5 protein-coding genes and 3 pseudogenes are annotated in these 11,514 nt (G+C 72.6%); 3 read left to right on the top strand and 5 right to left on the bottom strand.

Going from position 1 to position 11,514, the window contains the following annotated elements:
- Positions 1-16: 16 nt before the first annotated feature.
- Complete coding sequence (locus AB0M27_RS17510) at positions 17-2,233, bottom strand: protein kinase (protein ID WP_365722585.1); 2,217 nt, start codon at positions 2,231-2,233, stop codon at positions 17-19.
- A gap of 249 nt (positions 2,234-2,482) precedes the next feature.
- Between AB0M27_RS17510 and AB0M27_RS17515 the strand changes: the two are divergent.
- From AB0M27_RS17515 to AB0M27_RS17525, 3 genes and pseudogenes are all read left to right on the top strand, one after another.
- A pseudogene (locus AB0M27_RS17515) lies at positions 2,483-2,635 on the top strand (transposase); the annotation flags it as partial.
- A 69-nt stretch (positions 2,636-2,704) separates the two neighbouring features.
- Positions 2,705-2,868 (top strand): annotated as a pseudogene (locus AB0M27_RS17520) (IS5/IS1182 family transposase); the annotation flags it as partial.
- Positions 2,869-3,180: 312 nt separating this feature from the next.
- Positions 3,181-3,594 (top strand): hypothetical protein, encoded by a 414-nt coding sequence (locus AB0M27_RS17525; RefSeq protein ID WP_365722587.1) that lies wholly within the window; start codon positions 3,181-3,183, stop codon positions 3,592-3,594.
- Between the two features lie 275 nt (positions 3,595-3,869).
- Here the strand turns inward: AB0M27_RS17525 and AB0M27_RS17530 are convergent.
- From AB0M27_RS17530 to AB0M27_RS17545, 4 genes and pseudogenes are all read right to left on the bottom strand, one after another.
- Positions 3,870-4,431: pseudogene (locus tag AB0M27_RS17530) on the bottom strand (serine/threonine protein kinase); the annotation flags it as partial.
- Positions 4,432-4,474: 43 nt separating this feature from the next.
- Complete coding sequence (locus tag AB0M27_RS17535; protein WP_365722589.1) at positions 4,475-6,166, bottom strand: protein kinase; 1,692 nt, start codon at positions 6,164-6,166, stop codon at positions 4,475-4,477.
- A 149-nt stretch (positions 6,167-6,315) separates the two neighbouring features.
- The gene (locus tag AB0M27_RS17540; RefSeq protein ID WP_365722591.1) at positions 6,316-9,126 is read right to left on the bottom strand and encodes a protein kinase; all 2,811 of its coding nucleotides are present in this window, start codon (positions 9,124-9,126) and stop codon (positions 6,316-6,318) included.
- Positions 9,127-9,289: 163 nt separating this feature from the next.
- Complete coding sequence (locus tag AB0M27_RS17545; protein ID WP_365722593.1) at positions 9,290-11,419, bottom strand: serine/threonine-protein kinase; 2,130 nt, start codon at positions 11,417-11,419, stop codon at positions 9,290-9,292.
- Positions 11,420-11,514: the final 95 nt, after the last annotated feature.

Raw genomic sequence — 11,514 nt, forward strand, 5'->3', positions numbered from 1 at the left:
GTGACCGAGCGGCCGTTCAGGACCCCGCCCGGAAGGTGTCGACCGCCACGTCGAAGTACTCCCGCGCCTCCCGCACCTTGCCGACCGGCGCCGACACCCACACGTCGTACATCCTCCCGCTCTCCTCCCAGCACAGGTCGTAGGTGTGCCGCGGTCCCTCCGCCGCGCTGAAGCCGTTCCAGCTGAACTCCCAGAGCGCCGCCGGGTGTCCGCCGTGTGTGGTGGAGGTGACCCGGCCGTCGTGGTAACCGGGGTTGGTGACGGGGCCCTTGGCGGCCGACTGATCCATCACGGCCTGCGGGCCGCCCGGTTGGGGATCGGCGACCTTGACGCCGAGACGGAAGGTCTCACCGGGTGAGAGATAGAAGACGCGCTCGCCCTGCGGACTGCGCGTGAAGTCCTCCGGTACGGCGAGGGAGAAGCCGGCCGGGTCCCGGGCCGTGCGGTATCCGGAGGGCGCGGTGTGCGAGCCGGCCGAGGCCGTCGGGCGGGTCCCGCTGGGCGACGGGGACGGCAGCGCGGACGGACTCGTTCCGGTCCCGGTCGCCGGGGAGGTCGCTGTCCCGCCGGGGCTGCCACCGCCGCCGTCCCCGCTCCCGTGCAGCAGCAGCGTCGCCGCCGACACACCGGCCCCCGCCAGCGCGGCGACGAGCAGGGCCGCGATCAGCACCCCGCGCGTGAACGTGCGGGCCGGGGGCTCCGCCGCCGCGGATGCGGTGGGCGGCGAGTGGGGTCCGCCGTGCGGAAGGTCCTGCCGGGTCGGCGAGTAGGCCGCGGCGGCCTCCGGCGTACGGCCCCGGGCCACATCGGCCCACGGCGCAGACCCCGAGGCCGCATCCGACCTCGGTACACGCGGCCCTGCAGCGTCGGACCAGGACGTACGGTCCTGGACCGCATCGGACCCCGACATACGGCCGTGGGCCGCCTCGGACCCCGAGACAGGCCCTTGCACCGCATCGGATTCCGAGGGACGACTGCCCGCCGCCCCGGACCCCGGCGTACGACCCTGCGCCGCATCGGACCCCGACGTACGGCCGTGGGCCGCCTCGGACCCCGAGACAGGCCCCTGCACCACATCGGATTCCGAGGGACGACTCCCCGCCGCCCCGGACCCCGGCGTACGACCCTGCGCCGCATCGGACCCCGACGTATGCCCCCGGGCCGTATCGGACCCCGGCGTACCGCCCTGCGCCGCACCGATCCCCGGCATACCGTCCGGGGCCCCATCGGACCCCGATGGACGGCCGTGAACCGCATCGGACCCAGGCCTACGGCTCCCCGCCGCCCGGGACCTATGCGTCCAACCCCCCGCCACTCCCGACCTCGGTGCCCGGCCCCCGCCGATCCGGTGGCCTCGCCCGGAGGCCGGCCCGCCCGGCGTTCCCGGTGCCTCCGGGGTCCGGCCCGTCTCGAGGAACGTCCACAGCATCTGCTCGGCGTCGGCCGCGCCGAGGCGCCGGTCGGGGTCGCGTTCCAGCAGCCCCCGTACGACCGGCAGCAGCGGCTCGGCCTCGACGGGTGGCCGGATCTCGGCGGCGACCACGGCGTGCAGGATGCCGCCGAGCGAGTCGCGCCGGAACAGCGACTCGCCGCTGAGCACCGTGCACAGCAGCGCGCCGACCGACCACAGGTCGGACTCCGGCCCGGTGCGGACCCCGGACATCCGCTCCGGCGCGGTGTATTCGGGCGAGCCGACGAACGAGCCGGTCTCGGTGAGCGTGGTGGCGCCCGCGACCTGCGCGATGCCGAAGTCGGTCAGCACGATCCGGCCGGTACCGGACTCGATCAGCACGTTCGCGGGCTTGATGTCCCGGTGCAGCACCCCGGCCTCGTGCGCGGTGCGGACCGCGCCGAGCAGGGCGATGCCGATCCGCGCGGCCTCGCCGGCGTCGACCGGGCCCTGCCGGAGGATACGGTCGGCGAGCGAACCCCCGTCGACCAACTCCATGACAAGGTAGGGACGTTCGTCCTGCTCCACCACGTCGTGCACGACGATGATGTGCGGATGCCGCAGCTGGGCGACCGCCCGCGCCTCACGGAACGTACGCTCCCGGCGGCGCCGCGCGTCGCCCTCGGAGAGCGAGTCGTCCGGGAGGAGTTCCTTGACCGCGACCCGGCGTTCCAGCACCTGGTCGAGGGCCCGCCACACGACGCCCATGCCCCCGCGCCCGATCCTCGCCTCCAGGCGGTAACGGCCCGCGATCACACGGAAGACGTCCCCCTCGGTCCCCATGCGCCCCATCATGCCGCATCGGACGGACGCCTTCCGGGGCGGCGATCGGCCAAGTATGCCGCCGTCCCGAGACAGCCGGTGGCACACTCCTGGGAACTCAGGCCTCGGCGCGGACCATGCCGGACCGGATCGACGAGGCCACGGCGATGGAACGGCGCCTCAACGCTCGCATCGAGGAACACATGCGGCCGTTCGAACGGCAGGTCGAGCTGCCGGCCACGATCCCCGGGGTGAGTGCGCGCCGCTCTGGTGATCCTGGCCGAGATCGGTGCGGACATCTCCCGTTTCCCGTCCGCCGGCCAGCTCGCCTCCTGGGCTGGACTGCGTCCGTGCAACTACGAGTCCGTGGGCAAGAGCCCCTCCGGCAAGCCCCGCCCCGGTGACCCGTGGCTCAAGGGAGCGCTCGTCCAGGCCGCGATCTCCGCCTGTCACACCAAGGACACCTACCTCGCCGCCCGATACCGGCGTCCGAAGATCGCTGCCGAGGTCGGGATCAGCGAGTCCACCGCTCACGCCTACACCCTCGCGGTCATCCACCTGCTCGCCGAACGCGCGCCGGGTCTGCTGAAGGTCCTGCGCGAGGCCCACCGGACTTCGCCCTGCTGGACGGCACCCTCGCCGAGTGCGACCGCGTCCCCAACCTGGGCCGACCTCGCCTACCAGGGCGGCGGCCCCTGGGTGACCACCGGCAAAGTCGCCCTCACGGAGGTAGTCCAGCGCCTTGCCGAGCTCCGACTGGCCCTGTTCCTGCCGGACGCCTTGTCTACGAAGATCCGGGAGCAACACCAGGTCGGGCCGGGCGGCCAGGGGCGATCATTTTCGGCCACAACCTGCTTTGAAAAAGATACAAAACATGGCAAATTACCAAGGGATACACGCCATACAGGGTAAAACGGGTGGCTTGAATCATGCTGTCATGTGAATCATGGAACCCTTACCTTTTCCTTATGGGAAACACACTTAAGCGCCTTTCCGTCACGAGCGTCGCGGCGGTGGCAATATTCGCTACGGCCACAGTGACCAATGCCAGCGCGGCGAGTGGCGGAGCCGCGTGCTCGGTGACCGGCGCCTCGGGGAGTCTCACGTTCACCAACTGGACAGCCCACCATGTGGACATCAGCGGTTGGGTCAAGGACACCGCTGCCGATGGTCACCATGTGGCCATTCGACTGGTTTCCATTGACGACGGCACTGGGTGGGTAACCGAGTGGCCCTGGCATTCCGAATACGACGGAAACGGATCGACTACCTCCTTCACCACTTACGCGTCGCCCTCCGGCGATGATCTCGACTACATCGGCGCGCAGGTGGCGGTCATAGAAGGGAGTACGATAGTCCGTTCTTGCACGGACTATGCCTGAGCCCCGCGATGAAGGTGACGCCGACCGACTGCGGATTACCCCTCGCTGAAGCACAGTGGTTGTCGGCGCCCTCTTTTACTGTCATTCGCCAGCGAGCTTCGCTCACCTGAGAGCAGACGGGAAGCGCTCGGGGTCGGCCTCGAATCGTTGACGTATCGGCCCACGCGATTTTCGGATGGGCCGATACGCGACCGCGTTCCCTGAAGTCGTTCTCCACGTAGGTCACGACGTTCTCGGACTTCTTGTTACAGGGACAGGCCCGCCGACACAACGTGGCTCGGGTCGGTGTAGGTAACCCAGTGCTCCTTGCCCGACTCCCGGCTGGGGACACCCCGCACATAGCCCTCCGGCACCGCCGACGACGTCCTTTTCTTTGACCCGCTCCCAGCCGTCCGGCAGCGGCCCCACGAACGAGTCCGAGATCACCAGATACGCCGCCACCGCGGCCGCGACGACCGCCGCGCCGAGCCCGAACAGGGTCTTGCGGCCGAGCCGGATGCCGCCCTTCGACGCCCCCTCGGCCGACTGCACCGCCTGAGTCGCGGCCGGCCGGAGCAGGCGGATGCGCGGCCGTCTCCAGCAACGCCCGCACCTGCCCGGCGTCCGGACGGCGCGAAGGTCCTTCTGCAGAAGCCCGTTGATGACGTCGGCCAGCGGCCCCTCGGCCGAGGCCGGCGCCGCGGGCGGCGTCGAGTTGAGGACGGACTGCAGGGTCACCGGGGTGTTGCTGCGGCGGAACGGCGAGACGCCCTCCGCCGCCGCGTACGGCACCACGCCGAGCGACCAGAGATCGGAGGCAGGACCCGGCCGCTTCCCCAACACCCGCTCCGGGGCGATGAGAGCGACCACAGTGACAGCGGAACCTTCTGTTCCACTCGGATCAACCCTCCTGGAAGCCCCGCACGATCCAGTCGAACTGCTTTCTGGTGGTGGCCCAGTCGTCGGCCGGCGAGGCCGCGTAGATGGCGTACTCGGTGCCGTCACTCTCCATGTACCCGACGTCGATCGCATGGTAGGGCCCCGGGAAGTAGTGCGGCGGGTCCTTGGCCAGCGCGTTCCACGTGTACTCCCAGCGGACGCCCGGCTGGTCGCGGAAAAGCTCCTCCTTGAGGCTCAGCTGCTTGTAGTCCAGCAGCCGCCGTGAGACCCGCTGGTCCAGGTTGCTCATGTGCTCGTACGAGGTGCGGAAGTCCGGCGCGGTGTCGACGGCGACGCGCACGAGGTGCTTGCCCTTGTCGGGCGAGTAGTCGACCTGCCGGAGGCCGTCCTGGTCGATGGAGACGGACCGCTTCCACCCCTTGGGCAGGGAGATGCTGAAGCCCACAGGGTCGTTGCGCCGCTCCCAACCGGCGGGAACCGCCCCCTGACCGCCCTCGTCGCTCGGCGTGGCACTGGCACTGGCGCTGACACTCGGAGTCGACGAAATAGAGGCGGAGTCGCCGGGGCTGCCCGTGCCGAACTGCTGCAGCGCGACCGCGACACCTCCGCCGACGATCGCGGCGAGGACGACCACCAGGGCGAGCGTGCGCAGCCTGCGGCGCTTGGGCGGCCGTACCGGCTGTACCGGCTGCCCCTGCGGGACGGGCGTGTGGTGCCCGGAACCCCTGTCGTACGGACCGACGACCCGCGTCGGCCCGGTCACCGGCGGATACGGCGTTCCGGTGGTCCTCTCCGCGCCGGAGCGCGTGGGACCCGTCTGCGCCTCCGGCTGGAAGCGGCCGTGCTGCGTGGGCACGTACACCTGCGCCGCGTTCGGCCGCCGCCCCTCCGCCGCTTCGGCGAGCATCTGCTCCGTCTCGTCCGCGCCGGGCCGTTGCGCCGGGTCCTTCTGCAGCAGGGCGATGATGACAGGGCCGAGCGGACCGGCGTACTGCGGTTCGGTGGCCTCCTCCTCGACGACCGCCTGCATGGTGGTCAGCGGCGAGGTGCGGCGGAACGGCGAACGGCCCTCGACCGCCGTGTACAGCGTGGCGCCGAGCGCCCACAGGTCCGAGGCCGGGCCGGGGTCGTGGCCGCGCACCCGCTCGGGCGCGAGATAGTCGACCGAGCCGACGACCTCTCCGGTGCGGGTGATGGTGGAGTCGCCCTCGATCTGGGCGATGCCGAAGTCGGTGAGCAGGACCCGGCCGTCCCGGCCGAGGAGGACGTTGCCGGGCTTGACGTCCCGGTGCAGCACGCCGGCGGAGTGCGCGGCGCCCAGCGCACGCAGCACCCACAGCCCGATGCGGGCGGCCTCGCTGGGCTCCACCCGTCCCCGCTCCTTGACCGCGTCGGCCAGCGAGTTGCCCTCGACCAGCTCCATGACGATCCACGGGCGGCCGTCGTGTTCGAGGACGTCGTGCACGGTGACGACCGCGGAGTGGTTGATGCGCGCCGCGGCGCGGGCCTCGGCCCGGGTGCGGGCGAGCAGCACGGCCCGGTCGCTGTCGGAGACGTAGAGCGCGGCGGTCAACTCCTTGACGGCGACCGTCCGGTGCAGCACCTCGTCGTGGGCGCGCCACACCCGGCCCATGCCGCCGCTGCCGATGGATTCGGCGAGCCGGTAGCGGCCCGCTATGAGCAGGCCCTGCATCTGATTCACGTTGCCCCGCAATGCTCTTGACAGGGTCAGACTAAGGACCCGTCAACCAACTGGGAACCGGCGGGGTCCCAAGGTGACAGCACTGTGACGCTTGTCGCCGCAGGAATCGGCCGGTACCGGCCAACCGGTATACGGGGCGCTCAACCGGTGTAGCGGTACGTCGCCGTCGCCTGCTCGTACAGCCGTGTCACCTGGTCCCGTTCGGCTTCCGGGCCACGGACCTGAATGAGGTGGTACCGGCCGTTCAGCAGGATCGCCATGTTGCGCACGAACAGGTCGCGGCCCTGGCCGTCGGTCCAGGTGAACTGTCCCTCGGCCATGGTCCGTCCGCCCACCTCGATGGTTCTCAGGCCGGTGGCCGTGGCCCAGCTGGAGTCGCGGTACGGCTGGAGCTCGCTCTCCTTGTCCCGCTGGTAGGCCATCGGGTCGCTGCCGTACGTCGACGCGCTGTCCCTGCCCGGTACGACGATCAGCTCGAAGTTCCCGTGCCCGTACGCCACCTGGCCGCTGCCGTTCTTCGGGGTTCGGTCCCAGCCCTTTGCGACGGCGACCTGGAACCCCTCCGGATCCTTGCGCAGGGTGAAGCCGTCGGCGACGGACGGGTCGCCGCCGGTCTGGGGCTCGGTGGCGGGCGCGGACGCGGAGGGGCCGCCGCCCTGCTCGGAGGGTGACTGCCGGGTGGGCGAGGGCGCGGGACCGGCCTCACCCGCGCTGCCCGTACGGTCCGTGCTCCCCGCGGCCCCGCTCTCCCCCTGCTTGGGCATGAACAGCATCGCGTACGCGATCGCGCCGGCCAGCAGGATCAGGATCAGCACAAGCAGGGTCCGGCCCAGACTGCGCGGCGAACGCGCCTCCTCCCGGGCCCGGCCGCGCTTGTGCCGGCCGTGTGGATGGACCTCGGGCAGCCCGGCGCGTCGCCGCCGCATCCGCACCAGCTCGCCGCGGCGCCGGACGATCGGCAGCCGGCTCGGGTCGGCTGGCGGCACGGGTACGACGTGGGTGCCGGCGTCCGGCTCGGGCGCGGAGCGCACCAGCGAGCGCAGCCAGCCGTTCAGCTCCTCGACGTCCAGACGCTCGGTGGGGTCCTGGCGCAGCAGCGACTCCACGACCGGCCGGAGCGGGCCGCACTCCTCGGCGAAGGCGGGCGGCTCGGCGCACACCAGCTGCACCAGTTCGGCCGTCGACTCCTCCGGGTAGGGCGCATGCCCCTGCACGGCCCGGAACAGCAGCGCGCCCAGCGCCCACAGATCGGTGGCGGGCCCGATCGGCGCCGCCAGCTGCCAGTTCTCGTGCACGGGCCCGGCCTGCTCCGGCGCCCACCGCTCGGTCACCGGCCCCACGACGGTCATCCGCACCTGCCGGGCCCGCTCGGCCGCCAGGGCAGTCGCGGGGCCCCGGCGGGCAACGGCGGCTCCCGGCTCGTTCCAGTGGGGGTCGGCAGGGTGGGGGCCGGTGTGGGGAGTGGCTGCGGGGGTCGCGTAGGGGGCCAGGTCGGAGGCCTGGTGGGCGAGGTCGACGGTGGGGTCCGGGGCGGAGGCGGGGGCCTGGCCGGGGACTGACGGTCGGGGGTTCGCCGAGGGGAGCCCCGGGCGCTGTGGGCCGCCCGGCAGGGCCGGGGAGGGGCCGCCGGCAGCGGGGCGCGGTGAGGCGCCGTGCCAGGGGGCGCCCCGCACTCCGTACGGGTCGGCGATCCGTCCGGGCGGGGTCGTGGTGCCCGGGCCACCGGAGTACGGCGGCTGCGGCGTGCCGTCGGCCCGGGCGGGGCCGGCGTCGCCCTCGGCGGGCGGCCGGGCCCCGGGCAGGCTGGGGCGCCCGCTCTGCCGGGCCTCCTGCACGCGGGCGGCGGCACGGGCACCCGCACGGTACGCGGCGATGGCCCCGGCGCGGGCGGCACGGATGTCCGCCCCGTTCTCCAGGGGCCGTTGACCCGCCGGGTTGGGCCCGCCGGACACCCCGTTCGCCCCCGGCACCGGCAGCCCTCCGGCCGCCCTTGCCTGGATCGCGGCCCGGCGCGCGGCCTCGGGGTCGACGTCCGCGGAGGGCACACCGCTCGCTCCGGCCGCCCCGCCGGCCACACCCCTCGGCCGGTCGCTGGAACCGGGGGAGTCCCCGGTGGCTCCGGCGAAGGGAGTCCCTCCCGGCCCCCGGCCCGCTCCCAGCCCACCCGGCCTCGGTGGCACATCCAGGCCACCGCCCGACCCCGGAGGAACGCCCAGACCACCAGCGGCCCGAACTGCCACCCCGGGACCGGCGCCTGGCCCGGTCGGTCCGGTAGGTTCGGCCTCCGTCCCCGCTCCTCCGACGGCCCCCTCTTCCCGTCCTTCCCGGCCCGGCACCGGGTCGTACCCGCACAGCGCCTCCTCCGCGGCGCCGATGGCGAGACCGGTCAGCATCACGCGGCCGTCGTCGCAGACGAGCACCGTGCGGGCGGTGATGTTGCGGTGCACCCAGCCATGGCCGTGCAGCACCCGGAGCGCCATGAGGACGTCGGCGGCGACCTCGGCCGCCCGGTACGGCGACAGCGGCTGCTCGGCGAGCAGCGCGGCCAGCGGGCGCGCGGCCACCAACTCGCTGACGATCCACAGCGAACCGCCCTCGGCGAACACGTCGAAGACCTGGTCGAGGCGCGGATGGTCGGGGATGCGGGCCGCGGCCTGCGCGGCCTCGACGGCACGCCGTACGGCCGGATCGGCGGGCCGCCGGGTGGCGGTCCGGGCGTCCGGCGTCCGCCGGGTCCCGGCCCCGCGCTCACGCGCGGTGAAGCCCGCGGGCAGCCCCTCCGCGTCGAGCACCTCGGCCTCGACGACCTCCGGCAACGGCACCTGCCGGACGAGCACTTCCTGACCGCTGTAGGTGTCGAAGGCGCGGGTCTCGGTGAGTTCGTACTCGTCGGAGGGCGGCAACGGCAGGCGGTAGCGGTCGGCGAGCACCCGACCCGCGTAGTCGTCCACGTTGCCTCCCCCGGCCGCCCGGCTGGTCACATCCGTTCGCCTCGCGACCCGTTTCGCACACACTTCCGGCTGCGTACGGTCCGCAACCATTCACGATACGTGCCGGAGGCAAACCGCACGGAGTGGATGACGGATTCTCACGCCCCGAACCGACGCCCGAAGCCTATGGCTTGGGCTGGAAGGAGGCGGTGAGCGTCTTCCACGTGTCCTTGCGCAGGTCGCTGTCCCAGTTCGCGGCCTTCGCCGTGTACATCAGCCCGTAACCGAGATGGCCGTCGACCACGAACCCGCGGTCGATGGTGCGGTACTTGGTGCCACCGTCGACGTAGGTGAACTCCCAGTCGGCCGTGTTCCAGTCGCGGTAGTCGACCTTCTCTATGCGGATCCTGTGGTACTGGGAGCGCACCATGTAACCCTCCTGGTTCCTCCAGTCCGCCACCGGGTCGCTCTTGGGGCTGCTGGTCCAGCCGATGAGCAGCTTCTGCCCGTCCGGACCGGCGTACCGGTCACCCGCGCTGCCGGTGGACTGGTACGTCCATCCCTTGGGCAGCCCGATCGAGTACCCCTGGCCGCCCTTGCGGGTCGACACCACCGGTGCGCTTCCGCCGTCCTTGGCACCGGACTTGCCGGAGGAGTCGGCCGAGCCTGAGTCGTCGGTGGACGCGCTCGCGTCGGCGGCGGCGCCCGGGGCGGCTCCGGTGCCGGACGACGACGTGCTCGTCCCGTCCGTCCGCGCCCCGCTGCCGGTGGTCTTGTCGTCCTTGTCCTGCTTGGTGGACGCACTGGCGCTCGCCGCCGCCTTGGCCCCGCTGTTCTTGCCGCTCTTGTCGTCGCCGCTCAGGGCGATGGCCAGGACCGTGCCGAGCACGGCGAGGGCGACGATCACCGCGATGATCACCAGCGTGCGCTTGGGCACCACGTCGGTCAGCGGTGCCCGCGGCACCGGCCGCGGCGGCAGGTCCAGGTCCGGCGGCGGCATCACGGGCCAACCCGAACTCGGCTTGTTCGCGCTGGAGTTCGTCACACCGGCGGCACCGGAGACACTGGAGGCGCCGACGGCAGGACCCGCCTGTCTGCCGGCGGCCCCGGCGCCGGACCCACCGGAGGAGGCGGGCCGCGCTCCGCCGGAGGACGCCGGTCGCACTCCGCCGGAGGAGGCCAGTCGTCCCCCGCCCTGCGCGGCAGGGCGTGCCCCGCCGGCCGTCGCACCGCCCGCACCCGCGGCCTCACCGGCACCCGGCGCGGCCGTGTCGCCGCCGTTCTTCGTCCGGGCGGACCCGGCTCCCGTGGCCGCCCCGGCCGCCTTGCGGACCGAACGCAGCGCGCCGCGCAGCTTCTCCCCGGCCTCCTCGCCCCGCCTGCCCTGGGACGAACCCGGCTGCGGCGGCAGCGGCACCACCCGCGTGGCGTCCATCGGCTCCGGTTCGGGCGCATGGATCACGGCGTTGAACATGGCCCGGGCGCCCGCGTCGTCGAGCCGCTCGGCCGGGTCCTTGGTGAGCAGGCCGTAGATGACGTCCTTGAGCGGCCCCGCGTTCTTGGGCTCCTCCAGGGGCTCGGTCATCACCGCGGTGAGCGTGGCGATCGCCGAGCCCTTGTCGTACGGGGGCACGCCCTCGACCGCCGCGTACAGCAGGCCGCCGAGCGACCACAGGTCGGCCGCCGGCCCCGGCTTGTGGCCGCGGGCCCGCTCGGGGGAGATGTAGGAGGGGGCACCGACGAGCATGCCGGTGGAGGTGATGGACGGGTCACCCTCGACCTGCGCGATACCGAAGTCGGTGAGCACGACCCGGCCGTCCTCGGCGATGAGCACGTTCGACGGCTTCACGTCCCGGTGCAGGATGCCCTCGCGGTGCGCGGAGCGCAGCACGTCGAGGACGGCGAGCCCCACCTCGGCGGCGCGCTTCGGCTCCAGCAGGCCGTCCTCGCGGATGACCTCGGCGAGGGACTTGCCCTCCACCAACTCCATGACGATCCATGGCCGGTCGTCCTCGTCGACCACGTCGAAGACCGTCACCGCGCTGTTGTTGCGGATCCGGGCGATCGCCTTGGCCTCGCGCAGGGTGCGCGTGATCAGGCGCCGCTTCTCCTCCTCGTCGATGTTCGACGGGAACCGCAGCTCCTTGACGGCGACCGTCCGGCCCAGGGTCTCGTCCTCGGCGCGCCAGACCGTGCCCATCCCGCCCCGGCCCAGCACATCTCCCAGCCGGTACCGCCCGGCGAGGAGACGACGCTCGCTCTTGTCCTGACGAGTCCCCTGACGAGATGTACCCGCCCGCTCCGCCTCCGACATGCGTCCCCTCAAACAACCCGCCCTGACAGAGCCTCCATTGTCTCTCACCCGACAAGTGCCGAGCGCCCAGGGTGCCCTTCGCCTCAGGCGGGAGC

Origin of the sequence: Streptomyces sp. NPDC052107 (genome assembly GCF_040680215.1) — a bacterium.
In the GTDB taxonomy this organism is placed as follows: domain Bacteria; phylum Actinomycetota; class Actinomycetes; order Streptomycetales; family Streptomycetaceae; genus Streptomyces.

Coding starts and splice junctions, on each gene's coding strand:
- AB0M27_RS17525 (WP_365722587.1), top strand. CDS start 3,181: ATGGGAAACACACTTAAGCGCCTTTCCGTCACGAGCGTCGCGGCGGTG.
- AB0M27_RS17510 (WP_365722585.1), bottom strand. CDS start 2,233: ATGGGGACCGAGGGGGACGTCTTCCGTGTGATCGCGGGCCGTTACCGC.
- AB0M27_RS17535 (WP_365722589.1), bottom strand. CDS start 6,166: ATGCAGGGCCTGCTCATAGCGGGCCGCTACCGGCTCGCCGAATCCATC.
- AB0M27_RS17545 (WP_365722593.1), bottom strand. CDS start 11,419: ATGTCGGAGGCGGAGCGGGCGGGTACATCTCGTCAGGGGACTCGTCAG.